At 67.9% G+C, this 23,963-nt stretch carries 22 protein-coding genes and 3 pseudogenes; 12 read left to right on the forward strand and 13 right to left on the reverse strand.

Features of this window, described 5'->3' with window-relative positions:
• Positions 1-52 precede the first annotated feature (52 nt).
• Together ACT2CW_RS04320 and ACT2CW_RS04325 are read left to right on the forward strand one after the other, a co-directional pair.
• The gene (locus ACT2CW_RS04320; protein WP_445515540.1) at positions 53-1,030 is read left to right on the forward strand and encodes an enolase C-terminal domain-like protein; all 978 of its coding nucleotides are present in this window, start codon (positions 53-55) and stop codon (positions 1,028-1,030) included.
• Positions 1,031-1,260: 230 nt separating this feature from the next.
• Positions 1,261-2,559 (forward strand): cation:dicarboxylate symporter family transporter, encoded by a 1,299-nt coding sequence (locus ACT2CW_RS04325; RefSeq protein WP_445515541.1) that lies wholly within the window; start codon positions 1,261-1,263, stop codon positions 2,557-2,559.
• A gap of 935 nt (positions 2,560-3,494) precedes the next feature.
• On the opposite strand, the gene ACT2CW_RS04330 is transcribed toward ACT2CW_RS04325, so the two are convergent.
• Positions 3,495-4,733 carry a PP2C family protein-serine/threonine phosphatase gene (locus ACT2CW_RS04330; RefSeq protein WP_445515542.1) on the reverse strand — a complete coding sequence of 413 codons (1,239 nt, stop codon included), beginning with the start codon at positions 4,731-4,733 and terminating at the stop codon, positions 3,495-3,497.
• Between the two features lie 803 nt (positions 4,734-5,536).
• Between ACT2CW_RS04330 and ACT2CW_RS04335 the strand changes: the two genes are divergently transcribed.
• Positions 5,537-6,529 carry a fatty acid desaturase family protein gene (locus tag ACT2CW_RS04335; protein ID WP_445515543.1) on the forward strand — a complete coding sequence of 331 codons (993 nt, stop codon included), beginning with the start codon at positions 5,537-5,539 and terminating at the stop codon, positions 6,527-6,529.
• Between the two features lie 59 nt (positions 6,530-6,588).
• Here the strand turns inward: ACT2CW_RS04335 and ACT2CW_RS04340 are convergent, their stop codons facing one another.
• Positions 6,589-6,849 carry a hypothetical protein gene (locus ACT2CW_RS04340; protein WP_445515685.1) on the reverse strand — a complete coding sequence of 87 codons (261 nt, stop codon included), beginning with the start codon at positions 6,847-6,849 and terminating at the stop codon, positions 6,589-6,591.
• Positions 6,850-7,187: 338 nt separating this feature from the next.
• Here ACT2CW_RS04340 and ACT2CW_RS04345 point away from each other — a divergent pair, with 338 nt between their 5' ends.
• Entirely contained in the window at positions 7,188-7,721 is a 534-nt protein-coding gene (locus ACT2CW_RS04345) for a DUF5994 family protein (RefSeq protein ID WP_164437063.1), read from the forward strand.
• A gap of 54 nt (positions 7,722-7,775) precedes the next feature.
• Here ACT2CW_RS04345 and ACT2CW_RS04350 read toward each other — a convergent pair whose 3' ends face one another.
• The 6 genes from ACT2CW_RS04350 to ACT2CW_RS04375 all read right to left on the reverse strand — a co-directional run bounded on the left by ACT2CW_RS04350 (position 7,776) and on the right by ACT2CW_RS04375 (position 10,658).
• On the reverse strand, positions 7,776-7,931 hold the full coding sequence (locus ACT2CW_RS04350; protein ID WP_445515686.1) for a DUF6131 family protein: 156 nt from the start codon (positions 7,929-7,931) through the stop codon (positions 7,776-7,778).
• A 113-nt stretch (positions 7,932-8,044) separates the two neighbouring features.
• Complete coding sequence (locus ACT2CW_RS04355; protein ID WP_445515544.1) at positions 8,045-8,644, reverse strand: alkaline shock response membrane anchor protein AmaP; 600 nt, start codon at positions 8,642-8,644, stop codon at positions 8,045-8,047.
• 41 nt (positions 8,645-8,685) lie between these two features.
• The gene (locus tag ACT2CW_RS04360; RefSeq protein ID WP_093463393.1) at positions 8,686-9,384 is read right to left on the reverse strand and encodes a DUF6286 domain-containing protein; all 699 of its coding nucleotides are present in this window, start codon (positions 9,382-9,384) and stop codon (positions 8,686-8,688) included.
• 31 nt (positions 9,385-9,415) lie between these two features.
• Positions 9,416-9,613: a hypothetical protein gene (locus tag ACT2CW_RS04365; RefSeq protein WP_445515545.1), complete on the reverse strand. Its 198-nt coding sequence runs from the start codon at positions 9,611-9,613 to the stop codon at positions 9,416-9,418.
• A 218-nt stretch (positions 9,614-9,831) separates the two neighbouring features.
• Complete coding sequence (locus tag ACT2CW_RS04370; RefSeq protein WP_138914673.1) at positions 9,832-10,092, reverse strand: hypothetical protein; 261 nt, start codon at positions 10,090-10,092, stop codon at positions 9,832-9,834.
• Between the two features lie 80 nt (positions 10,093-10,172).
• A complete protein-coding gene (locus ACT2CW_RS04375; RefSeq protein ID WP_138914672.1) occupies positions 10,173-10,658 on the reverse strand; it encodes an Asp23/Gls24 family envelope stress response protein in 486 nt (161 codons plus the stop codon).
• Positions 10,659-10,954: 296 nt separating this feature from the next.
• On the opposite strand from ACT2CW_RS04375, the gene ACT2CW_RS04380 reads away from it, so the two are divergent.
• Genes ACT2CW_RS04380 through ACT2CW_RS04390 form a run of 3 tightly spaced genes read left to right on the forward strand, consistent with a single transcriptional unit; the run spans position 10,955 to position 12,584 of the window.
• Positions 10,955-11,521, forward strand: a complete 567-nt coding sequence (locus ACT2CW_RS04380) for an RNA polymerase sigma factor (RefSeq protein WP_445515546.1) — start codon at positions 10,955-10,957, stop codon at positions 11,519-11,521.
• On the forward strand, positions 11,512-12,189 hold the full coding sequence (locus ACT2CW_RS04385; protein ID WP_445515547.1) for a hypothetical protein: 678 nt from the start codon (positions 11,512-11,514) through the stop codon (positions 12,187-12,189). The genes ACT2CW_RS04380 and ACT2CW_RS04385 overlap by 10 nt, the downstream gene beginning before the upstream one ends.
• A complete protein-coding gene (locus ACT2CW_RS04390) occupies positions 12,186-12,584 on the forward strand; it encodes a hypothetical protein (protein ID WP_445515548.1) in 399 nt (132 codons plus the stop codon). Before ACT2CW_RS04385 ends, ACT2CW_RS04390 begins: the two co-directional genes overlap by 4 nt.
• On the opposite strand, the gene ACT2CW_RS04395 is transcribed toward ACT2CW_RS04390, so the two are convergent.
• The 3 genes and pseudogenes from ACT2CW_RS04395 to ACT2CW_RS04405 form a co-directional block, all read right to left on the reverse strand.
• Positions 12,529-12,969 (reverse strand): DUF742 domain-containing protein, encoded by a 441-nt coding sequence (locus ACT2CW_RS04395; protein ID WP_375792370.1) that lies wholly within the window; start codon positions 12,967-12,969, stop codon positions 12,529-12,531. The genes ACT2CW_RS04390 and ACT2CW_RS04395 overlap by 56 nt on opposite strands.
• A 713-nt stretch (positions 12,970-13,682) precedes the next feature.
• Positions 13,683-15,167 (reverse strand): UDP-N-acetylmuramoyl-L-alanyl-D-glutamate--2,6-diaminopimelate ligase, encoded by a 1,485-nt coding sequence (locus tag ACT2CW_RS04400; RefSeq protein ID WP_445515549.1) that lies wholly within the window; start codon positions 15,165-15,167, stop codon positions 13,683-13,685.
• A gap of 404 nt (positions 15,168-15,571) precedes the next feature.
• A pseudogene (locus tag ACT2CW_RS04405) lies at positions 15,572-15,802 on the reverse strand (GNAT family N-acetyltransferase); the annotation flags it as partial.
• 798 nt (positions 15,803-16,600) lie between these two features.
• Between ACT2CW_RS04405 and hemC the strand changes: the two are divergent.
• Positions 16,601-17,386: a hydroxymethylbilane synthase gene (gene hemC / locus ACT2CW_RS04410; protein WP_445515550.1), complete on the forward strand. Its 786-nt coding sequence runs from the start codon at positions 16,601-16,603 to the stop codon at positions 17,384-17,386.
• Positions 17,329-17,535: a hypothetical protein gene (locus ACT2CW_RS04415; RefSeq protein ID WP_445515551.1), complete on the forward strand. Its 207-nt coding sequence runs from the start codon at positions 17,329-17,331 to the stop codon at positions 17,533-17,535. The genes hemC and ACT2CW_RS04415 overlap by 58 nt, the downstream gene beginning before the upstream one ends.
• Here the strand turns inward: ACT2CW_RS04415 and ACT2CW_RS04420 are convergent.
• Both ACT2CW_RS04420 and ACT2CW_RS04425 read right to left on the reverse strand, forming a co-directional pair.
• Positions 17,532-17,843 carry a delta-aminolevulinic acid dehydratase gene (locus ACT2CW_RS04420; protein WP_445515687.1) on the reverse strand — a complete coding sequence of 104 codons (312 nt, stop codon included), beginning with the start codon at positions 17,841-17,843 and terminating at the stop codon, positions 17,532-17,534. The genes ACT2CW_RS04415 and ACT2CW_RS04420 overlap by 4 nt on opposite strands.
• A 70-nt stretch (positions 17,844-17,913) precedes the next feature.
• A pseudogene (locus ACT2CW_RS04425) lies at positions 17,914-18,507 on the reverse strand (hypothetical protein); the annotation flags it as partial.
• A gap of 639 nt (positions 18,508-19,146) precedes the next feature.
• On the opposite strand from ACT2CW_RS04425, the gene ACT2CW_RS04430 reads away from it, so the two are divergent.
• From ACT2CW_RS04430 to ACT2CW_RS04440, 3 genes and pseudogenes are all read left to right on the forward strand, one after another.
• Positions 19,147-19,359 (forward strand): excisionase family DNA-binding protein, encoded by a 213-nt coding sequence (locus ACT2CW_RS04430; RefSeq protein WP_445515552.1) that lies wholly within the window; start codon positions 19,147-19,149, stop codon positions 19,357-19,359.
• Positions 19,359-20,509: pseudogene (locus tag ACT2CW_RS04435) on the forward strand (tyrosine-type recombinase/integrase). Before ACT2CW_RS04430 ends, ACT2CW_RS04435 begins: the two are co-directional and overlap by 1 nt.
• Positions 20,510-20,724: 215 nt before the next feature.
• A complete protein-coding gene (locus ACT2CW_RS04440) occupies positions 20,725-22,779 on the forward strand; it encodes an AAA family ATPase (protein ID WP_445515553.1) in 2,055 nt (684 codons plus the stop codon).
• The last annotated feature ends 1,184 nt before the right edge of the window (positions 22,780-23,963 follow it).

The following is a 23,963-nucleotide window of genomic DNA, read 5'->3' on the forward strand; positions in this document are numbered from 1 at the left end:
CCGCGCGAGGCGCCCCACGGGAGGCGCCACCGCGCTCGAGTCAGTCGTGCCGGTGGCTCTCCCGGTCTTCGAGGGCGCTGATGGCCGTGGCCGTGAGGCTGTGGGTGATGTGGTCGCGCATGAGCTGCGCGGCCTCGGGGGCCCGGCCGTCCGCGATGAGGGCGACGAGGCGGTGGTGCTCCTCGAGGTCACGGGTGCGGGGCTCGTCGCCGGGTTCGACCTCGCCTCCAAGATCGCGGGCAAGCCGCTGTACCGGTGGCTGTCGGAGCGTTACGGCGATGGCCGGCCCGATGACTCCGTGTTCGTCTACGCCGCCGGCGGCTACTACGCCCCCGGCAAGACCCTCACCGACCTCCAGGACGAGATGCGCGGCTTCCTCGACCTCGGCTACGACGTCGTCAAGATGAAGATCGGCGGCGCCGACCTGACCGAGGACCTGCGGCGCATCGAGGCAGTCATCGACGTCCTGGACGGGGACGGCTCCCGGCTGGCGGTCGACGTCAACGGCCGCTTCGATCTCGCCACCGCCCTGGAGTACGGACGGGCCATCGAGCCGTACGGCCTGTTCTGGTACGAGGAGATCGGCGACCCCCTGGACTACCGGCTCAACGCCGTCGTCGCCGAGAACTATCCCGGCCGGATCGCCACCGGCGAGAACCTGTTCTCCCTACAAGACGCCCGCAACCTGATCCGCTACGGCGGCCTGCGCCCCGACCGCGACATCATCCAGGTCGACCCGGCACTCGCGTACGGCCTGGTCGAGTACCTGCGCATCCAGGACATGCTGCGCCGGCACGGCTGGTCCTCCCGCCGCTGCGTTCCGCACGGCGGACATCAGTTCTCCCTGCACATCGCCGCCGCCCTCAAGCTCGGCGGCAACGAGTCCTACCCGGGGGAGTTCCAGCCCACCGGCGGCTTCGCCGATGACGCCGTCGTCGAGAAGAGCCGGGTCGCGCTCACCGACACTCCCGGCATTGGGTTCGAGCGCAAGGCCGACTTCTACAAGGTGCTTCGCGACCTGCACAGCTGAGCCGGACCGGCGGGGCGGAGGGGGCCGTACGGCCGTACGTACGCCGCGCACGTCACGGGGACGCGGTCGGTGCCGCGTCCCCCAAGAACCCCAACCCCCCACGGGACAGGGACCTTTCACCATCGTCGTGCAAGGGAGCACCAACGATGACATCAACCACCGTCACCCCTGACGGTCCGCGGCGTCCGCGGCCTCCGCAGCGGTCGCACCGGTCGCGGCTGAGCCGACTCATGCGTGAGCTGTGGTTCCAGGTGGTGCTGGCCGCTGCCCTCGGGGTCGCCGTCGGTATCGTCGCGCCCGGCTTCGGGGAGAGCCTCAAGCCGCTCAACGACTGGTTCATCGCGCTGGTCAAGATGATCGTGATTCCGGTCGTCTTCTGTGTGGTGGCCACCGGCATCGCCTCCATGGACAACCTGCGTAAAGCGGGCCGTATCGGTGTGAAGGCGATCGGCTACTTCCTCGTGCTGTCGCTCGCGTCCATGCTCATCGGACTGGTGGTCGCCAACGTCTTCCATCCCGGCAGCGGCCTGCACGTCGACCCGTCGACGCTGAACGCCGACGACGTGCCCGAGACCGCCCAGGAACATGCCACCTTCACCGGATTCGTCTCCTCGCTGATCCCCGCCTCGCTGTTCGGGGCGATCACCGGTGACGCGATCCTGGCCGCCCTGATGGTGTCGATCGTGTTCGGTGTCGCGCTGAACATGTCCGGCGAACAGGCGGCCCCACTTGTCGACGGCGTCCGTGCCCTGTCCGATGTGGTCTTCCGCATCGTGGGCTGGGTCATGCGCCTGGCCCCGGTCGGCACCTTCGGTGCCCTCGCCACGGTGGTCGCCACCTATGGAGCCGAGAGCCTGAAACAACTCGGCTACCTCATCATCCTGTTCACCGCGACCTGCGTCCTCTATGTCCTGGTGGTGCTGGGCGCCATCATGCGTGCCTGCGGGCTGAGCCTGTTCGCCCTCATCCGCTTCCTCAGGACCGAGCTGCTCGTGGCCCTGAGCACCTGCTCCAGCGAGGCCGTCCTGCCACAGCTGGTGCGCAAGCTGGAGACCCTCGGCATCGGCCGCCCCGTGGTCGGCATCGTCATCCCCTCCGGGTTCTCCTTCAACCTCGACGGCTCCGCGGTCTATCTGACGATGGCCTCCATGTTCCTGGCCCAGGCGGTCGGCATCGACCTCTCCTGGCAGCAGCAACTCGTCATGGTCGGCGTCATGATGCTCACCAGCAAGGGCACCGCGGGCATCGCCGGAGGCGCGTTCATTGTCCTGGCCAGCACGGTCACAGCGGTCGGCCACATCCCGCTGGCCGCCCTCTCCCTCATCGTCGGCGTCGACCGCATCCTCAACGAGGGCCGCGTCTTCATCAACGTCCTGGGCAATGCCGTCGCCACCATCGTCATCGGCAAATGGGAGAACGACTTCGACACCGAAACGGCCCACTCCGTGCTCCACCCCTCCAAGCCACGCCAGCCGACCGCACCCGAAACCGCCAAGGCCGATGCCGGCCGGAACCCGGCCTCATCCTGATGCCTCCGCCAGGGCGGGAGGACGCACGCGATGCCCTGTGCGGGTCCACGCTCGCCGGGCTTCCCAGGGACGCGCGGGCAATCGGCGAGACCCGTCAGGTTTCCGGCTCGCTTTCCGGGTCGTTCGGAGAGCCGGAGAAGCTCGGGGAGGCCTTGGCCGCAGAGCTCATCGCTGTCCTGTGTCCGCAAACCTCCGCCGTGCGGATTTCCTCGGCCGACGTCGACCGCGTCGCGCCCCAGGACCGTCAGCTGCTCCGCCAAGCGCTCGTGCGGCAAGCCGCCTACGACATGCTCGGCATCGGGGTCGTAGCCCCAGGTCCAGTTATCGCGCTCGCGGAGATCTCGCGCTGCGCCAAGTCTGTGATCTGTCGCATCTCGGCGCGTCATCGCGGGCTGCCGGAGACGCCAGCGGCACCGTGCAACGAAGAAGCCCCAGGCGCTGGCCTGGAGCCTGGTGCTGGAGCGGGTGACGGGAATCGAACCCGCGCTCTGAGCTTGGGAATCAACGGCGCCCTCCGGGGATGTGGTGCGCGTGACCAGGGAAAACGTGGCCAATGGGACCTGTGTGCGGGGGCTTCATTGCCCCGTTTTTGACCGTTGCTGACTGCTGTGAAGGGCATGGATAGGGCATGAGGTCAGTGGGTGCGGGGGCGATTATTCGCTTCCGCCGATTCAGCAGGCTGCATCGTCTGTGAGCCCTCCCGCCCCGAGGCCGGCCTTGCGGATGCAAGCCCGAGTGCTTCGTCCAGAGCGGTGGCTGTCTCCGGGCCGGGTGCCCAGCGGCGTACGCTTCGGCAGCTGCTGAGACCGACGCCGGGAGCCGAAGCAGCGCGGGGTTGGGCGCGGTGACGTGGGGCGGCGGCGCCGACGAGCCCAGTGGGGGCGATGGCGTCGGCATGCCATGCCTCAGGAGCCCGGGGAATCTGCTGGTGCTGCTCATACCGTGACGAGGCGATCGGCGGTGCCCCCGCGCCACTCGACCAGGAAGAGCGTAGCGTCGTCGGAGGTGACCCCGCCGCGTTCGCGCATCAGGGTGTGGGACAGTCCGCGCACCATTTCCTGCACGCCTTCTCCCGCGCATCCCGCGCGGTTCACGAAGTCGAGCAGACGCTCCTCGCCAAACTGCTCTTCGCCGGTGCGGTGCTCCTCGATGAGACCGTCGGTGAAGAAAAGGATCCGGTCGCCGCGGGACAGCGCCTGGTCGCTGATCTGCGGGATGGCGCCGCCGAAGCCGACGGGCAGGGTGCCAGGGCTCTCCAGGGCTTGTACGACGCGGTGGTCGCGGAGCAGCAAGGGCGCCGGATGACCGGCGTTGACCCATTGCAGATGGCCGGTTCCGATGTCGAGGCGCATCATCTGCGCGGTGACGAAATGGTCGGGCCCGAACTGCTCGTCGATGGCCGTGTCCATGAACATATACAGCTCGGCGAGGCCGACGTCGGCACGTCTGGCGTGCCGGTAGGCGCCGATGGCGACGCTGGCCAGCACAGCGGCGTCCAGCCCGTGGCCCATGGCATCGATGATGGCCACGTGCAGGATGTTGTCATTCAGGGCGTAGTCGAAGCTGTCACCCGCGACGTTGTAGGCGGGCTCGAGGATTCCGGCCACCGCCACCTGTGGTGTGAGCATGGTCAGCGGGGGCAGCAGCGACCATTGGATCTCCGCGGCCAGAGTCATCGGCTCACGGCGCCGGGCCCGGAAGAACTGGTCGGTATAGCTGTTCTTGGTGACCAGCATGTCGGCGATCAGGCCGGAGAGGCGCCGCAGCAACCGCCGGTCGTCGTCATCGACGGTGCTCAGGGTGACGGCCAGCACCCCCACCACGTCGCTGCCGTCCAGCAGCGGCAGGAACATCCGTACGCCGTCGGCCTGCGGCTGTTCCACCGTCGCCGCGCTCAGAAAGGCCCTGCCGGCCTGAGAATCGTCGATCCGCTCGGGCTTCCCGACCGCGAGTCTCATGCCCGGCAGGGGGGCCAGCACCAGTTGGTCGTAGTCCTGAAGGAGGATCGAGACGTCACGCCCGCCGATCCTGCCCACTTCCTCGGCGACGAGCGGGGCGATCAGCTGGGGCGGCATCTCGTGAGCCCGGTCCAGCAGCGCACCCAGCAGCCGCTCACCGAATCCCTCTGACCGGTCCACTGCGACTTTACGGAATTCCTGCCCACCGTCTGTCATGGTGACCTCGTCTCGCCGCACCGCCCTCACGCGGAGGCGGCCTTGGTGCTGTTCGACGCACTTCGGCCATGCTGCTTCCTCCTCCCCCAAGCATCGCGCACTCCCCCCAAGCATCGCGCACAAAGGAGTCCGCGACACCTGCCGCCAGGCCGCCGGAGCGCGCGACTGATGCCCGAGGCGGGCGAAGCGCGATGTGCCAGGGCGCGGGCGCACCCTCGCCGGAGGCGTCTGCGTACGGCCATCTCCGCCGGTGATCTCCCTCAGCGATCGGTCTGGCCCAGAAGCTGTGGCGCCTCCTCGGCGTGCGGGGAGTACGGTGAAGAGGACCAAGGGCGATCCGGAATGGTGGTTGCCCCGCCATGGTCGGCCGTCCTTTGCGATTCACGATCCTTCGCGCTTCACGACACGGTCCTGACCCACGGGCTCGGGAAGGGCGTATACACAGCTCAAGGCGTCCGCGTCAGGGCTACGGACGACGTGGTCCGAGCACTGGCCGAGCGAACCGCTGATCCGCACGATGGCTGTCCCCTCCCTGGTGGCCTGCGAGGGCTGCCGCTCCGACGGCACCGCACGAACTGTCCGCATCCGCGGGCCGCTGACAGCTGAGCGCTGACAGCTGACACCGATCAGGATCGAGATCCATGGCGTCCTCAGACTTCATTCAGCACCCCGTCATCGGCGCGGGGCCGGGTGAAACCTCCTCGACTTCCTCAAGCCCTTCGGCTCCACGGGCCGAGCCCTCCGGAAACATCCCGGGTGGGTCTACGACGATCCGTGATCGATCCCCAGGCAGTGACTACGCGGTGCTCTCCCGCCAGGTCAGAAGCGCGGGTCTGCTGCGGCACCGGCCACTGAGTTCCGTCACGGCGCTGGCTGTCACGCTGCTCCTCCTGACCGGTGGCTGGGCGGCCTTCCTCCTGATCGGCGACTCCTGGTGGCAGCTGCCCGTCGCCGCGGCGTTGGCCTTCGCCTTCACACAGTGTGGGTTCCGCGGCCATGAAGCGGGTCACCGTCAGCTGTTCCACGGCAAGCGGGCAAACGACGCAACAGGGCTGGTGTTCGGCAATCTCCTCATCGGCCTCGGATTCGGATGGTGGGTGGCCAAGCACAACCGTCACCACGCCCATCCCAACCAGGTCGGCCGCGACCCCGACATCGAGACCGGCGCCGTGGTCTTCATCGATCACGAGGCTCGTGGGCGCACGGGGGTGGCCGGCTTCGTCACCCGTCACCAGGCTCGCCTCTTCTTCCCCATGCTGCTGCTGGAGGGCTGGGCACTGCATGTGGCCACATTCCGGGCGCTGCGCAGGGGCCGGACGAGTGCTCCCGCTCCGCTCGCGGTCGAGGTGCTGGCTCTGCTCGTGCACGTGGCGGCGTATCTCACCGTTGTGCTCATGGTCCTTTCGCCGCTGAAGGCGCTGGCGTTCGTCGTGGTTCAGCAGGCTCTTTTCGGCCTGTACATGGGGGCTTCATTCGCCCCCAACCACAAGGGGATGGTGATGCCGGAGGAGCATGACCGACCGGACTTCCTGCGCGGCCAGGTCCTCACCTCGCGCAACGTCCGGGGCGGGCGTGTCATCGACTTCGTGCTCGGCGGCCTGAACTACCAGATCGAACACCACCTGTTCCCCAGCATGCCCCGAACCGCTCTGCCGGCGGCCCAGCCCCTGATCCGTGCCTACTGTGCCGAGCTTGCCCTGCCCTACGCACAGACGGGCTTGGTGGACTCGTACCGACAGGCACTGCGCCATCTCCACGCGGTGGGAGCACCACTGCGGGCCGAACGGCGGGCATGACCCGGCACGGCGTTCGAAACAGACCCTTGCCGCACACGCGCCGCTCAGGGGCATTTCCTTCAGACTTCATCGGTCTGCGTGGGGTCTTGCCCGGAGGACCGACTCGCCAGCAACCATGACCGCGCCGGCTCCGCAGTGAGTGTGGTGTCCACGGTGAGATGGAGCCGGGTTCCGCCGTCCGCGCCGGCGGGGTAGCTCCGCTGTTCAGCGCCGGCGAAGCAACGACGGAGCACCTCCGCGACCTGGCGGGCGGCCTCGGGGGACGCGGAGACAATGCGTACCTCGGCGCGCCCTGCCGAGGGTGTTTCCCGTGGCTGCATGGTGACCTCGTTCATCGGGAGGAAGTGGGCGGCGGCTGCCGCAATCGTCTCCGGCGGGATCACCAGAAGGTCCCATCGGCCCGCGGTGTAGGAGAGCGGGATCCGCTCGACACCCGCGCGGACGCCGGTGTGCGAAGTACTTCCCGGCGTTTTTACTGTACTCCGGGCGTGGCCCGCTGAGCCCCCGTGTGATCAGCCGCTTCCTTGGGAATCCCGGGTCTGGGTCCGCGGGGCGCGGGTGAGCCTGGGCACGGGCTCTCGGAGTACGGTTAAACGGGCGGTATTCGGTGAAACTGGTGGCCCACCGCCCACCGAACCCCGCGGAGGGTGAGCAGACCATGTCCGACGCCGACACCCCGCGTGAAGCGCATCTTCTGCCGGACGCGATCCACCATGCCGTGAAACCCGGAACGGCCTTGCTGCGACTGGTGACGACACATACCCGTGAGGGCAATCTCGACGGTGCGTGGTGGCCCCGTTCCCGCGACATAGGCGCCGAGCTTCCCGCCCTGGTCACCGCGCTGACCGAGCACCTCGGGCCCGTCGTGCGCGTCGGCCTGGACCGCGACGCCTGGGAAGAACTGCCGACCCGACTGATCATCGACGACCGGATCGTGCACATCGACTCGTTCCCGGTGGGTGACGACACCATCCTCATCACCCGGGGCGATCGAGACCTCTTCTCCCTGTTGGTGGTCCCGCCGCACGCGACGCCGGACGCGGCACGCGCGGCGATGGCGCGGGCCGTCCGCGTCGACAACCTCGCGCCGGCCGAGCAGATCCTCATCGACACCGGAACCGCCACCGGCCGAGCCCGCCCGCTCGGCGCGGAAGGCCCGCAGACAGGCCAGGAGCGCCGCGGCACGTCCTGATGCCTCATGTGTCTGCGCCTGTCTCAGGCGAGATCGAACAGCGTTGCCCTCCTGCTACCAGTAGTGCCGACGCCCGCCGACCGCGTGCCCGACGGTGCCAAGGACCCAGAGGATCGCTCCGATGACGAGGATGACGATTCCAATGGTCCACAGGATGGAAATGCCGGTCAGAAAGCCGACAACGAGGAGAATGATCCCAAGGACGATCATGGAGTCCTCCGATTTTTCTAGAATGCTCCATTTCAACTGTCGTCCCGAATCGGGCACCACGCCAACTCGTTCCCTCACTGCTGCCGGAAGCGAATAGCCGACTGGACTTGACGTCATTCGGCACGGTGCGGGCCATGGCGGGCGACGCCCAGGCGGACATCCGTGGGGAGGCGGTCCCAACCAGCTGATTGGCGGGCTCGATCGGCGGCGTCGCGCAGGTCCTCGAGTACGTGCCCCGGAGTGCTGCCGGGGTTGATGACGAGACCGATACGGGCCCGCGGGCGAGTGGGAGGCCCGAGGAAGCGTGCCCGGGCCCGCCGGACGTCGGGCAGTGTGTCGAGGTCGGTGGTGAGGGCGTCGCGCAGTGCGTGGTCGTTGACCGTCACGGTTCCCCGGGGGGCGTGTCCTACGGACAGTCGGCGGGAGTGCCGTCGCCGGGGCTGGGACAGCAGCCACCACAGGGCGAGCAGCATGAGCAGGGTCAGTGCCGCGATGGCGGACAGCCACCACCAGTCCTGGACGGTCCACCGGATCTGGTCGGCACGCGGGATCAGGACGTTGTGCGGAGTGGTGAGCGGCCAGCCGGCGGGCGGCGTGAGGCGCAGGCGACGGTAGATGTCGGTGCCGCCGGCGAGCACCAGGAGGCCGCCGCCCAGCAGTACGAGTCCGAGCAGGGCCAGAAGCGCACGGTTGGTCGTGGTGTGTTCCCTCATCGTTCTCTCCGGTGCGTATCAGGGCCCTGGCGCCACGACCGTCAGGTCGGGCTCCGGTGTACGCGGACCGCCAGGCGCGGGGTCCGGGCCAGGGCGAGTTGGTCGCGTTCCTCGCGCCGGACGGCGTCGGTCAGTTCGTCCTTGACGTCGGCTGTGTCGCGGAAGCGCACGTCGGCACGGACTGTGACCCGACGGCGGCGCACCCTGACTCGCGCCGCGCTGACCCCGGGGACACGCAGGGCGGCGTCGCGCAGGATCAGCGCCGCGCCCTTGCGGTCGAGCACGGCACGCATCCGGCCGTGGCCGTCGGTGGGAACCCGCAACGGCAATTGGGGACGCAGCCCGGGGGTGAGGGCCAGGAGGACCAACCACAGGCCGAGGGCGGCTGCGACGGCGGCGCCGGTGAGGACCCAGACGTCGTCCACTGGGCGGGAGGCGAGTTCGTGGGTCAACCGTGTCCACCAGGCAGTGGCCGGGTGTCCGGTGCCTATCCAGACCGCTTCGAAGAGCAGCACGCCCGTTCCGAGCGCGATCAGTGCGGCGGCCAGGACGGCGGGGGCCCGGCGCGTTCCCCAGGGGCGGGGGGACCGTTCTTCCCGCGCTGTCTGTCGAGGCGGCGGTTCAACGGGCGGCGGATCGTGGTGCGGCGTGTTCCCGGCCGGAGCCGCCGTGGTGTCCGGCCGCGGTCGAGGGGGATCGCCGCCGGGGTCCGGCGGGGTGTTCGGGGTGCGGGAAGTCATGATCCTCCTGTCGCGGGCGCGTGCCGCCGGGTCATTCGACTCGTCCTCGTCGCAGGCTTCGACCGGCGACGAGTCGCTGGACGGACACGGTGATGCCGTCGATCCGCAGGCCGGTCAGGTGGGACACCCGTTCGGCGATGTAGTGCCGAATCTCGCCGCCGGCGCGGGCGATGTCGATGGGATAGGGCAGCTCCAAAGAGACACCGAGGCGGACCGAGCCGTCGTGCACGGTGGCCGTGGTGCGGGGTGTTCCCAGGCCGAGCCGTTGGGGAGGCTCGCCTCCTTGCCGAGTAAGGGCTTCGTGTGCCGCGCGGACCGCGATGCGGGCCACCACGGTGTCGGGGATCAGCGTCGCGCCGCGCCGGGCGGGCGACGGGAGGGGGGACGTGCCCGTGCTCTCGCCGCTTCCCGGACCGCCTCGGCGGGGACGCGACGGGGGCTGGGCGTTCACCGCACGCGCCCCCTGTGCTCGGTGCCGGGGGTGGGTCCATGGCTGCCCGGACGGCGTTGGAAGGTCTCCGCCCGGTGTCCATCGCCTTCGCGGGTGCGTACGTAGTCGGTGACATGGACATCGCCGCGTGCGAGGTGGCCGACGATCAGACCCACCAAACCCAGGGCCGCGACCACGATGAAAGCCCCGAAGCCGCCGAAGTAACCGGCGAAACCCAGTGCCAGGCCGGTCAGGAGTCCCACCACAGTTGTGTTCATCGTTCATTCACCAGTCTCATCCGGGCGCCTCCTTCCCGTGCGCGGTGCGGCCGCACGGGAGGGGGCAGAGGCGGGGGAGGTCACTCCACCCGGTGTTCGTCGCCTTCGCCTTCGTCCTCGTCCTCCGGCAGGTGGATGTCGTCGACGGCCACGTTCACCTCGACGACCTCCAGACCGGTCATGCGTTCCACGGCCGCGATGACATTGGTGCGGACATCCGCGGCGACGTCGACGATGGGGAATCCGTAGTCGACGACCACGTCCAGGTCCACAGCCGTCTGGTGCTCGCCCACCTCGACGTGTACACCGCGGGTGATGCTGGGCTGTCCGCCGGGCATCCGCTCCCGGACGCCCCCGATGGTCCGCGCCATGCCGGAGCCGAGGTTGTGGATGCCCGGAACCTCGCGGGTCGCCATTCCGGCGATCTTCTCCGCGACGGTGTCCGCGATCGTGGTCCGCCCACGGCTGTCCGGTGCGTCGAGGCTGTGCTTCGGACCGTGCTGTGCCGTTGCCTCATCGGCAGACCAGTGCCTTTCAGTGCCCGGGTGGGGTGCCGTGTCCGTCATGACGTGCTCCTTGCGGGGGAGACGGACACCGGATCAGCGCCCGTCATAAGAAAGGACACAAAACAGGAGAAATCGTCACACTTTTCTGTGGTGTGTGTCACGTAGGCTGGTCAAGGGGGCTGGCTTGGTCGGACCCGTCATCGGGCGGGCCGGGGGTGGGAAGCAGCCGCGACGCCGTCCAGGACGCGAATCTTTGCGGGAAGCGAACAGTGGATGCGAAGCAGGGAGGACTCTCACCACTCCGGTGCGCGGCTCCGTACCAGCCCACCGGGTCGGATCCGCCCCCGGCCGAGCGGATGGGCGAGACCGGAGACGACCTCCGTGATCTGGACAACGGACTGCTGGTGGCCCGGGCCGCTGAAGGTGACGACGACGCCTTCGCCGTACTGGTCCAGCGTCACAGCGGACCGTTGCTGGCACTGGCGTACCACATGCTGGGCAACCTCTCGGACGCCGAGGAGGTGGTCCAGGACGCCCTCATCAGCGCGTGGCGGCGGCTTCCCGAGTTCCGCGGGGACGCCTCGTTCCGCACCTGGATGTACCGCATCGTGACCAACCGATGCCTCAATGTCCGGCGCGGGTGGGCCCCTTCCGTGTCGTTGGACGCGGTTTCCGAGCCGACGGCCCACGATGCCGGTGGCGAACCCGCCCGAGCAGTCGAAAGCGCGGCCGCCGCGGCGGCGCTGACACAGGCGCTCCGGGACCTGCGGCCCGATCAGCGTGCCTGCTGGGTCCTCAGGGAGCTGCACGGGCTGTCGTACGAGGAGATCGCGCACGTGGTGGGCGAGAGCGAACAGACCGTACGCGGCAGGCTGTTCCGGGCCCGGCGCACCCTGATGAAGGAGATGGCCTCATGGCGCTAGACGACCCGCGTGCCACGCCCCCGCCCGACGATCCGACCGCCCGGGAAGCCGACGCGGCACGGCTCATCGAGGACGAAAGGCTGCCCTGCGGGCGCCTGGTGAGCCACGCCTGGGAGCAGGCCCGCGCGGTCGGCGATCAGCCCGACCCTCACATGGACGGCTGCGCGTTCTGTCGGCAGGCGGTCGAGGGGCTGACAGCCCTGGACAGCACCACCCGCACCCTCTGGGCGGAACGCCCCAGCGCCCGCACTGTCGCGGACCGGGTCATGCGCGCGGTACGCGCCGAGGTACGGCTCGGCCGAATGCTGCCCCTGGACGATCCCACACGAGAACTGCGGATGGCGGAGACGGCGGCGGCGAAGGTCCTGCGCCGGGCCGCCGACCGGGTCCCCGGAGTGCGCGCCGCGAGCTGCCGCCTGACCCCTGCCGAGGGGAGCACCAGGGTGACCATCGCCATGACCCTCGCCATCACTCTCGACCGACCCCTGCCCGGCAGGGCCGCCGAGGTGCGCCGGGCCGTCGCTCATGCCGCTGAGCACGAGCTCGGCCTCGCCGTCAGCACCATCGACCTGAGAATCGTGTCCGTCCTGGAGCCCTTGAAGCCCTTGCGGCCCTTGCGGCCCACAGCCTCCGGCGAACCCACGCCTCGAGACGGGAGCGGACGGTGACCGCCGTCCGCACGACCAGCGTCGAGCGGATCGCCGCCCGAGCGGCGCTGGCCGTCCCGGGCGTGTCCGAACTGAAGCCCAGCCTCCGTCAGGCCCTGGCCGAAGCCGCTACCCGGGTCCGCCGGACCCTCGGCTCCGTCGCACCGTCCCCCGAGACCGGCATCCACGCCGAACGCGCTCCCCGAACGGGCGCCTGGCACGTCGAAGTCCGCTGTGTGCTCGACGAAGACCGCCGCGCTCTGGACACCGCACGCGACGTTCGCGAAAGCGTCCGATCGGCGGTCGACGCATATGCGACCCGCCACGGCATACCCGGACCCGTCACCGTCGTCGTCACCGTCACCCGCACCACCAGACACCGCCCGTCACACCAGACCGGGACCACCGCTCCGTGATGCCGACAACCCGCGCATCGGGCTGACTGGCACTCGGCTCGTGGACGATGGCCATTCCTGCTTCTGCCAGGTCGGCCACCAGGGTCCGGGCCACGCCGAGCGGCATCTGTAGCAGCGCGGAGACTTCGGCCACCGACTTGATCTCACGGCACAGAGCGCAGATGCGCTGATGCTCCGGGAGCAACCACTGGAGCGCGCGTGGGGCTGCGCTCGTGTTGACCAGCGCCTCGATGGCGAGTTGGTAGCGCGGTCGAGTGCCGCTCCCGGTCATGGCGTAGGGCCGTACCAGCGGTTGTGCGCTTTCCGGTGCCGCGGCTGAGCGGGCGAGGTTTCCCTGCGTGTGCTGCGTGTCCGGCGTGGTGGCGCTGGGGGAGCCAGGACACAACGCCCGATAGCCAGCCAGGTCCAGGGACGGGGCGGACCGTCCAGGGTGCGCGAAGCCCAGCGCGAAGCGCCGCCGAAGGCGCCCTTGACCGGCCGAGACGGCCCGCACACTCCACAAGCGGGCGGCCCCGGCTCATTGCCCCAGGCACCCCACTGAGTGGTGTGCATCGTGAAGTTGCTGGTCACGGGTCTGGTGTGCGCGGGATTCTGGATGCTCGTGCTGGTTGAGGGCGGATGACTTCGCTGAAGATCGTCGGTCAGCGGACGACTTCGCGGTTCGTCAGGACGAGCAGGGCCCTGACCAGGACGGTCGCCCACTTCGGGTCGGTGCGTACCTTGCAGAGCACGCGCCAGTCCTTGCGGTGAGCGATTGGTCTGGTGCCGGGTGCTGAACGCACCGAGCTGTGGCATGGAGTAGCCGGACGGGCCGACCCCAGCCCGTCCCGATCAGCGCCATCAGGCATCCACGCCGACGGAAATGAGGGCGGCCCGCACGTCCCCGAGGTAGCCGCGGGGCCCCAAGGTCTCGTGTGTAGCGGCAGCGGGTCTCTGACGGCGCTGGAGGCCGACGATGTGCCGGACCGACCACCTTCGCTTCGGCCAGGGCCGCGGACCTGCCATTGCGCATCAGCCCGCAGGTCGGCGTCTGGAGCAGCTGCACGTCCTCGTGCCCGGCACTGCAACCAGCGCCGGGCGGCAAGAAGGCCGGTAGGCCTACCGCGTGGCGAGTTCGCGTACCGTCGCCATGTCGCTGAACGGCAGCAGTTCCTCGTTGACGATTTGGTAGGGCTCGCTGCCTTTGCCCGCGATCAGGATGACGTCGCCGTGCCCTGCGGCGGACAGGGCGAAGGAGATGGCGCGGCGGCGGTCGGCGAACCGCTCGAAAGTGGTGCCGCTCGCGAGCAGGCCCGGGATGATCTGATCCATGATCGTCCGGGGGTCTTCGTTCCGGGGATTGTCCGAAGTGAGAACGCACAGATCGGAGTAGGTGCCGGCGATCTCCCCCATCCGGGCGCGCTTGGTGACGTCCCGGTCCCCGCCGCAGCCGAAGACCGTGACGACCCGGCCAGAGGCGAAGCCGCGGATGGTGGTCAGCACCTTCTCCAGTGAGTCCGGGGAGTGCGCATAGTCCACGATGACGGACGTGCCGTCCGGGGTCTCGTAGCGTTCGAACCTTCCCGGGATCGGGGGCATCTGCTCGAGTGCGGCGACCAGTCCGGCCAGATTGTGCCCGATGAGGTGGCAGGCTGCGACAGTGGCCAGTGCGTTGGAGACGGAGAACCGTCCAGGCACGGGGATCGCCGCCGGATACTTGTGGCCGGCGTGGTGCAGGGTGAAGCGGGTGCCGACGGCGTCCATGGTGAGGTCGGTCGCCCGGTAGTCCGCCTCCGCGTCGATGCCGTACGTGACGACCGCGCCGGGCATCATGGCCCCGATGCAGGCTCCGACCGGGTCGTCGGCGTTGACCACCGCACGCCGGCACAGCCCCTGGAACAGACGTAGTTTGGCGTCCCGGTAGTTTTCCATGGTGCCGTGGTCGTCCAGGTGATCCTGCGTCAGGTTGGTGAACACCCCTACATCGATGAACGAGTGGTCGAGGCGGTGGGTCAGCAGGCCCATCGACGTGGCTTCGAGCGCCACGGTGCCGACACCGCGGTCGAGCATGCACCCGAGCAGATACTGGAAGTCCGGCGACTCCGGTGTGGTCAGTACCGACGTCGGCATCGGGATCAGTTCGTCGCCGATCCGGCTGCCGCCCGTCCCGATGACCCCCACCCTGGCGTGCTCGGCGACCCTCAGCACCGACTCCACCATGGAGGAAACCGATGTTTTCCCGTTGGTGCCCGTGACGGCCACCATCTTCATCTGCCGGCCTGGCTCCCCGTGGTAGCGGGAGGCGACGACCGCGGCCGCCTTGCGCGTGTCCGCGACGGCTACGACGCATACACCAGCTGCCGACGCCCAGGTCGCGACCGGAAGGTGCGCCGTCGCGGAGTCGATGAGTATCGCCACCGCGCCGCGTGCGAGGGCCGGTCCTACGGACTCGGGGCCGCCCTCGCGATGGCCGGGCACCGCGATGAACAGGGATCCCGGAGTGGCGCGGTGGGCGTCGAAGCCGGTGCCTCCGGTGATCCTCGTCTCCGGATCGCCCTGGATGACTTCATGATCGTGCCCGGCGAGCAGCTCGCTCAGCTTCACAAGGGTCCTCTCGAAGATGCACCGGCTGCCGGTCGTCCGGCGGTCGGCGCGCAGGCGGCGCCAGGGCGCCAAGGGATGACAAAGCAGGAAATTATGGCGAGGACCGTCGCCGTACGGTTACAGAGGCGGGGAGGGGCTGCCGCGCAGAAAATGGTCCGCCCTCAGGGGCGGAATGATCTCGGAAATGCCGAGAATTACCCGGAATCGCTAGCCGTGGCCGTGCAACGCGCGACAGTAGATCGCCAACCCGTTCACCGGGGCGACGGCCGTCGCGTACACGGCGGACGGGCACACGGCATGAGCGGCCTGGAACAGGCACTCCCTCACTGCGCATGTGCGACCCATGTGTGGAGTGTACGTCCAGCCGCGGGGGCGATCGCCCACCGCTCGTTCGCACATCTGCGTTACTGCTGCCGCACTGTCTCCGGCACCCACGCCGCGAGGAACGCCGTGCGGTGGCGCAGCCGAAGGCCCAGCGACTCGTACAGCCGGATGGCGTTGGTGTTGCGCGCGGAGGTGTGCGGGAAGGGCCTCTCGTCGCGGGCACGGACGCCGGGGGCCACCGCCAGTACCAGGCGGGCGGCCATGCCCTGCCCACGGAAGGCCGGGTCGATGTAGACCGCACTGATCTCCGTAGCTGGAGCGGATCACGGCTCGCCGCAGTGAACTGGACGCGCTCGCCGAGCGAGTCCTGGTCCGGCCGGCCGAGCAGGACCGGGCCGCGGCGGAGGCCGCCGCCGTGGGCGGTGCTGCTGGCCCCGCACCGCAGCGAGACTCCCGACGAGGCCGCCCTGCCCGGCGACTACCGCAAGATCCTGACGATCGTCCGGACCGCCGACGGCCCGGTGCAGGCCAAGGGCAACGCACTGGGGAACGAAGAGCAGCACTGGTCGTTTTCAGAGGTTCTCATCAACGTCCATGAGCCGCGCCACGAATCCGTCGGCCAACGCGGCTGGCACGGCCTCCTCATCGGCTCGCGGGCCTTGTACGCCAGCGCCGCCGTCATGGTCCCCGTCGCGCCGGCAACCACGATGGCCAGCGACAGCCACATCCCGCTCAACTCCGTGCCCCTCCGCCTGTGTCCTTGCCGTCGAACTGTTAGAGCGACGAGGCGGCGAAAACGTCCAGGAGGGTGGGAACGGGGGCAGCGGTCGGCGTCCGCTACCCAGCGGCGTCGGGCGCGTCAGCTTCGGTTGGCTGTGCGTGGGCCTGATCCAGCCGTGTTCTCATGCGGCTTCCGGCCTGTGGCTGGAGGGCCCGGGTGGTGGATAGCTCGCGTGACTGATCTTGGGCGAGTAGGCCCAGCTCCAGCGTGCCCTAACATTTCGGGAAAGAAGTCAACGTCGATTATCCCGACAATGGGTCGGCATAAAGGCATTCCTGCGGCGCATACGATGACTTGACGGCCCATCACCTGTCGGGAGTTGATTGCCGTGGACACGTACTTCGTAGGCTCGCGTGCAAGTAACCTTGCCAAGGTTCAGGTGCGCGAATACCTTGCTCCCTTGCGTGAGCGATTCCCTGAGGTCACCTTTACTCACCGAGTGATTCTCGAAGGGGGTGACAGGGACAGGAAGTCGCTGCTTTCGGACGTCTCGGCTGTCAGCGGCGGAAGTGCGTTCAGTAGCGAGCAGGAAGCCGCGTTGGCTCGTGGAGATGTGGATGTGGTCATCCATTCCCTGAAGGATCTTCCTACGGCAAATCCGCCGGGCCTTGTTCTGGTGCCCCCACCGGGCCGGGAGGATGCGCGCGATGCCCTGTGTGGGGCCACGTTGGCCGGGCTGCCCAAGGGGGCGCGGGTGGGGACAGGGGCTCCGCGGCGCATCGCCCAGCTGCTGGCGGTGCGGCCTGATATTGAGGTCGTGCCGATTCGGGGTAATGTGCCGCCGCGTCTGAAGAAGATCGAGACCCTGGGGCTTGACGCCGTGGTTCTGGCGGTCGCGGGACTGCGGCGTCTCGGGTTGGATGACGCGATCGGCGAGATTCTGCCGATCGATCTGTTTCCGCCGTCGCCCGGGCAAGGGGCTCTGGGGGTTCAGGTACGCGAGGACAACGCAGCGATTCGGGAGATCCTTTCCACCTCGGGGATCTCGCGGTGGACGCTCAGGTACGGGCCGAGCGTGCCTTGCTTGCCGAGTTGCACGGAGGATGCAGCGTGCCTGTGGGGGCCTATGCGGAGGTCTGCTCGGATGGATCGCTTTCGCTTTATGCGCAGGTGACGTCACTCGACGGAGCTCGTCAGGTTTCCGGCTCGCTTTCCGGGCCGCTCAGCGAACCGGAAAAGCTCGGGGAGGCCCTGGCCGGAGAGCTGATCGGCCAGGGCGCGCGTTCCATCCTCGGCGAGATACGGGTCGAGGCTGCGGTTTAGCTGCTGAGCTGTCGGGCGATGTCCAGCGCCGCGTACGTCACGCTGGCATCGGCTCCGGCTCGCTTGAGCATGGTGAAGAGCTCGATGAGCCTCTGCACGTCTCGTTTGCCCGTCTTGGGGTCGAGGGACGAGAGTGCGGTGTACTCGCCGGACACCGAGAACGGGAAGAGCGGTGTCCGGGTGTTCCGCTTGAGGTGGGCCAGCACGTCGGCGGTGAACATGGCGGGCTCCAGTAGGAGCATGTCGGCGTCTTCTTGGACGAGTTGGAGTGCCGCGTCGATGAACTGCTCGGGCTTGCCGGGGTTGATTTGGAACTCGCGGTCGACCCCTAGCCTTGGGTGTGGCGCCCATGGTGCGTCGGAAGCCGTCGTAGAGGCTGCTCCAGAAGATCACGTGTGGCATGACGGAGACGCTGCTGAAGCCTTCGTCATTCAGCGCGGTTCGGGCGCCTTGGGTGGTGCCGAGCACCATGGAGGCCGGGCCCACGATGTCGGCTCCTGCCGCCGCGTGTGCGACGGCTTGCCGGGCGGTGATGTCGATGGTGGCGGGAATGTCCGGGCGACCATGCACGTCGGTGACGTAGCAGAGCCCGGAGTCGGTGTACGAGCACAGACACGTCTCCGTCATGACCGCGAGGTCCGGTTCCGCGTCCTTCGCTGCGCGGATGGCCCGGGCCATGAGCGCGTCGGGCACGAGCGAGATCTCCCCTGTGGCGTCCCGCCGGGTGGACTCGGCGAAGATCTTGACCGATCGGATGCCGTGTAATCGGGCCTCGCGCATCGCTGCCGGGATCTCCGGGACCGTGAGGGTCGGCATGGGGCGGTCGGCGTGCTTCTCGGTGACGAGCAGCGCCATGGACAGGTCGGCGGGAGAGAGTGCCGGGCCTTCCAGGAAGCGGCGGACGGCCGGACGACTTCGAAGCGGGTTTGTGGTGCTGCGACTTCGTGCCGGTGGCGTCGCAGTAACGGTCATCTGTCCCTCGTCTCGTTGGGCGCGCGGACGCGCTGGTCATTGCTGGTGCTGGTGGTGATGGCGCCGATCAGGTCGAACACTTCGTCGCCGTCATCCAGGGGCGTTGTCAACGCACCTCTCCTTGCGGTGGCTTTGTGCGGGTCCCGCCTCGCGCTGTCGACCTGCCCTTGCGAGGTCGGGGGAGCCTCCAGTTCACACAGCGGAGACGGGACCCGAGACCCGCCCCGGCCACCAACGTGCCTTCCTTGCCGCATGGCGAGGCTTCCTGTGGCGTCGGCGGTCGGAGCGGGGGCATACGGGGTTCGCTGCCGTGGCACCGAGCGTGTCCTCCCGCGGGGCCGGGCAGCGCACATCGCCGAGGCCAGCGCCGCCCACCTGATGGAGAACCTACGGACCTCCGCAGGGCGACTCTCCGGACGCCGGAGGCGGATCCAGCGACGAGGCATAGCCCGTCGTCCCCATCCCGTTCTGGGCCTGCAAACCCCCAGGGCGGGAGCCACACCACGTCCCTCACGATCGACCGGCAGGCCGGTGTTGCCGCACCTATGCCTGCCAGAAGAGGACTTCACCCTTTGCGCCCACCGGCGATACCCCATGCCTCCATGCGGATTTCGAGCTCCGCGAAGGAGGTGATCATGCATGGCTGACCGCCTCCTCACCGTGGAAGAGACCGCCGAGCGGCTCGGCACCGGCGTGCGCTTCGTGCGGCGGCTCATCGCCGAGCGACGTATCCGCTACGTCAAGATGGGCAAGCCCGTCCGCATCCCCGAGAGCGTTCTCGACGAGTACGTCGAGGCCCACACCGTCGCGTCCCGTCGCGACATGCGCTCGCGCTACAGGAGGGCGGCTTGATGGCGGGGCGCAAGCCGCAGCGGCGGCGTGAGTTCGGCACGGTGCGTCAACTGCCCTCGGGCCGGTGGCAGGCCCGGTACTGGGCGCCGGACGGGTCCCGGCGGAAGGCGCCGGAGACCTTCGAGACCAAGACCGACGCGCAGACCTGGCTCACGCTGACCCAGGCCGACATCGAGCGCAATCACTGGGTCGATCCGGACGTCGGAGCCGTGAACTTCGAGGCGTACGCGCTGAAGTGGGTGGAGGAGCGTGGTCTCTCCGCGACCACGGACGAGCTGTACCGCAGGCTCCTGCGGCTGCACATCCTGCCCGCCTTCGGCGACATGGACCTGGACGAGATCACGCCGCCTGGTGTCCGGAGCTGGCGAGCCGAACGGCTCAAGGTGACGGGTGCGACGACGGTCGCCAAGTCCTACCGGCTGCTCAAGGCCATCATGGAGACCGCGGCCGACGACGAGCTGATCCGGCGAAACCCTTGCCGGATCAAGGGCGCTGGCATCGAGAAGGCCAAGGAACGGCCGACCGCGTCCGTCGAGCAGATCGACGTGCTGGCCGATGCCATGGGCCCGCGGTGGCGGCTGATGGTGTACTTCGGCGCTTACGGCCCCATGCGCCCGGAGGAGCAGGCGGCTCTCCGACGGTCCGACGTCACGCTCGACCCCCTCGCGGTGCGGGTTCGGGAAGCGGCCCCGAGCTGACCACGGGCCGCCGGGTCGAGGGCGACACGAAGTCGGACGCCGGTGTGCGCACCATCTACCTACCCGGCTTCCTCTACATCGAGGTGAAGCGACACCTCGACTGGTACGCCGAGAAGGAGCCCGATGGCCTGCTGTTCGTCGGCGAGAAGGGCGCCCCGTTCCGACGCTCCTCCTTCGGCCGCAAGTGGCGAAGGGCCCGGGCCAAGGCCGGCCTGTCGGAGGACTTCCGCTTCTACGACCTCCGCCACACCGGACACACCCTCTCCACCCAGTCCGGGGCAACGCTCAAGGACACGATGGTCCGGGCCGGGCAGTCCTCGGAGAAGGCCGCGCTGATCTACCAGCACTCCGACGACGAGCGGCAGCAGGAGGTCGCGGAGGGCATCGACGCGAGAGTGCGCGCGGCGCGCGACAAGGCCCACTCCCGGCCACCACAGGCGCGGGAAGCCTGACGGCCAGAGGGCTGGGGCGAGCGGACGCGCCCCAGCCCGCCTCGGCAAGGGGCGACAGAGCTACGCGAAGACGTCGTGTCAGTGGGCCAGGCGAAAGAGAGCGCACCCGCGAGGCAAATTATGAGGGGCTGTCAGTGGCGGGCGATACCCTCATAGATGGCTCAAAGAAGACCCCGGCGCCGTCGAGGTCGACGGGCGCCGGGGTCTCTTCTTGATTGGCATCTGGAACCTACCTCGAACGCAACACTGAAGGCACCCAGTGTCAGGCTGTTGTGATCATTGCCTCTCGACACGGCACGCCGGGACTCCTCTCAGAAATCGAGGAAGGACCCCCGGCGAAAGTGCAACTGATCAAAGCCCGCATCACCGACTACAGGTCCGTCGAGGACTCCGACATATTCGACGTCGAGAAGGACGTCACCTGTCTCGTCGGGAAGAACGAGTCGGGCAAGACGACCCTCCTGCAAGGACTTTTCCGGCTGAACCCCGTGGAGCCCGCCACCTTCGACGAGGTGGTGGACTTCCCCGCCCGCAAGACCCGGGAGCGCAAGCAGCTCCCGGCGGGCAAGAAGATTCCGGTGGTCCGGGCGACATTCCGCTTCGACGACACCGAGATGAAGGCGATCGAGGAAGAGTTCGGCCCGAAGGCCATGCGGAGCTCCGAGTTCGAGGTCATCATCGGCTACCGGAGAAATGCCCGGAACTTCACGCTGCTCTACAATGAGGCCGCGGTCGTCGACCACCTGCGGTCCACCTTGGACCTCCCGGCCGCAGCCGCCAAAGCGATCGCCGGTGCGAAGACAATCGCAGCCCTCCTCGACAGCCTCGACGAGCTGCAAGAGCCCCCGTCCGACGCGATCGCACTCGCGGATCGCATCCGTGGCTGGCGCGACTGCGATCTCGGTTTGTACTTGATCGATCAGTACGCCAACCGGCTCATGCCGAAGTTCGTCTACTTCGCCGAGTACGACTCGATGCCGGGCAAGGTTTCGCTGCCCGATCTGATCCGGCGGCGTGATTCGGGAGAGCTCAAGCGTGGTGAGCGGGCGCTGCTGAGCCTCCTGGACATGGCGGGGGTCTCGCCGGAGGAGTTCAAGGACTCCGACCAGCACGAGCGGCTTCTCCGCGAACTGGAGAACTCCGGCAACGTCATCTCGGACGAGGTCTTCGAGTACTGGTCGCAGAACACCGAGCTGGAAGTTCAGCTGAAGGTCCTGCCGCCCGAAGCGGGGGCCTTGCCGCCCTTCGACACAGGGCCGATTCTCCAGGTTCGCGTCTTCAACCGCCGCCACCGTGCCTCGGTGCCCTTCGACGACCGGTCGCGCGGGTTTGTCTGGTTCTTCTCCTTCCTCGCCTACTTCAACGAACTGGAGGCGGCGGGGACCACAGACCTGATCCTCCTCCTGGACGAGCCGGGTCTGTCTCTCCATGGCCGGGCACAGGAGGACCTGCTCCGTCTGATCGACGAGCGCCTGGCCCCCAAGCACCAGGTCCTCTACACCACCCACTCGCCCTTCATGGTCGACCCCGAGAACCTTCAGAGGGTCCGGACGGTCATCGACATGGAGCGCGGCGGCGCGAAGGTCTCCTCGGAGATCTTCAAGGCCGACGAGGACACCGCCTTCCCGCTTCTGGCGGCGATGGGCGTCGAGATGACGCAGACGCTGTTCGTGGGCGAGCACACCCTGCTCCTCGAAGGCCCGAGCGACTTGATCTACCTCGACGTCCTCACAGATGTCGCCGAGGCGAACGGGTCCACTGGCCTCGACCCGCGCTGGGTCAAAACCCCCATCGGCGGCTCCGGGAAGCTGTCCACCTTTGTGACCCTTCTGGGCGCGAACAAGCTGGATGTTGCGGTCCTCGTCGACTCCAGCACGAAGGACGTCGGCGCCGTTCAGCGCCTCCGAGACAACGACCAGCTCGCCAAGAACGGTCTCGTCGAGATCAGCGAGTTCACCAGCACAGCCGACGCTGACGTCGAGGACCTGTTCGGCCGGGACTTCTACCTGGAGCTCGTCAACCGCGCCTACGCCTCCGAGCTCACCAAGCCGATCAGCGCCTCGGAACTCAACGCCAGGGATCCTCGCGTCGTTCGGCAGATCGAAGCGGTGTTCAAGAAGCGGAAGATCACCACACGGTTCAACCACTACAAGCCGGCGGCTGTTCTCCTCCGCGAGCAGGCCACCTTGGCCCCCCGCATCGACGCGGCAACGATCACGCGAGCCGACCAGCTGTTCACGCGACTCAACTCCCTGCTCCCCAAGCGCTGAGGTGAGTCTGTCCTGACCGTTGCCCTGCCCCACGTCCTTCCTCCGAGTTCAACACGCAGAACTTGACAGGGAAGGGCCCATGTCGGGGCGGGGCAACGTGTTTTGCGTGCGCGAATTCACCGGCAATTCTGACATCGTGACGCACGTCACAAGATTCTAGTCTCGCTATTTGAGATCGTGAGGGATCTCGGGTTCTGGAGTGACTGCTAAGGGTGCCCGTGTGAGCGTCTTCGCGGCGAGTTGGGGCACGCGGAGGGCACGGCGACCTCTGAGAGGTCTAGACAACAAACAAGGCCCGGGTCTGTGACCTGGGCCTTTGCTGTGGAGCGGGTGACGGGAATCGAACCCGCGCTCTGAGCTTGGGAATCACTGGGCCTGATAGGTGACAAACAGGGGCTGACCTGCGCTGACGACGCTGGGATCTGGCTCGTAGGCAAGGCAATCGTGACCGCTGGTGACCGCTGCTTCCCGTGCGTTCTGGCACGCAACTGGCACGGGCTTGCCAGAGTTGCCACACGAGGCCGGGGCCATCAGCCTCACTTGCGATCTCGGAGATGGCGAGATGAACTGGAATTAGGAACGGGCAAGTGGGGCGGAATGAGTGGTTCTCCCGACGAAGCGAGGCCCAAGACGTACCTTGACGAAGCGACGGTCCGTGACACTCAGTAGGAGCTTCCCTGCCCGCAACATTCGAATTGCTTCTGTTGCCTTTTCGGTAAGCGTCTGGATTGGGCCTCATTGACATGATCTGTTGGTGTGTCATGTTCAATAGCCGTAGCGAAAATATACGTACCTTGACTGCTCCCCTACCCGCGCCGCGATTTGTGGCATGGTGGGTGTGGAGTGCCTTGTTGTTCTTTCTATTGATCACGGCGTTCTGTTTGGTCTATTCGGCTAAGTCGTCAGCAGTAGTACGGGTCGCTTTCTTGCTGGCTTTCATGGCGCTGCTATATCTGTTGTGGAGAGCGGTCAGGTCCTGGCACGCATACAAGCCAGGACCCGTTGACGTTCAGCAACTAGAGGATGCCACACCTGAGGGCACCGTAAAGCCGTCTAACGCTGATCTCACGGCTAAATTGCGCCGAAGACTCTCTGAGAGCAGTATGTACCCCCCTACTACGCTGCCTGCTCAAGCCCCGGCGGAGAGTTTTCTGGAACTGCTTGGTGACATCGAGATAGATCCA

This window comes from Streptomyces sp. NEAU-174, from assembly GCF_052665095.1.